A 627-nucleotide genomic window follows, 5' to 3' on the forward strand; every position below is an offset into this window, starting at 1 on the left:
CGATGGTGATGCGCTGCTTGTCGCGGTTCCAGTGGGCGACCAGGTCGGTGCTGACGCCGTCGAGGTCGAGCGCGGCGCCTGAGCGGCCCTTGTAGGCGGCGGCTTTGGCCTGGAGTTCGTGGCGCTGGTTCTCCTCGGCGGCGTGCTGCCACACACCGGCAATGGTGAGGGACAGAGCCGCGATCGCTGCAAGGTACGGCCAGGCACGCCGTCGCTGCACCGGCGGCGCCGAGTCTTTCGCGGGCAGCGGCTCGGGGGCCGGCGGTTGCGGCCCGCTGTACCACGTCGGCCCCGCGCCGTCGCCGGACTGCTGCTGGTACCACTCAGGGTTCTTGCCCATGCGGGTGACGGTAGCGCGCAGCTGCACCGCCTTGCTGGGCTCACCGCACAGATCGGCCACCTCTGCACGCGTGACCAGCCACGACAGGGCCTGATCGGAGTTGATGCCGTACGCGTTGATGTCCTCGCGTTCAGCGATCGCAGCCAGCTGCGCGGCCTCACTGCACCGGCCCTCCCGCGCAGCCAGGAGCACGTCCCGATGCCGGGTGTCGATCACATTCGGCGGCATCTCCCACACCCACTCCCCGCCGTCCTCGGCAGGGCGGTCGTCGTGCCCGCAAGGACGGT

The 627-nt window shown here is 70.7% G+C and carries 1 pseudogene; it reads right to left on the reverse strand.

What is annotated here, in order from left to right:
• Positions 1-556, reverse strand: a pseudogene (locus tag EF918_RS36510) (hypothetical protein); the annotation flags it as partial.
• Positions 557-627 lie beyond the last annotated feature (71 nt).

This window comes from Streptomyces sp. WAC06614, assembly GCF_003949795.1.
Taxonomy (GTDB): domain Bacteria; phylum Actinomycetota; class Actinomycetes; order Streptomycetales; family Streptomycetaceae; genus Streptomyces.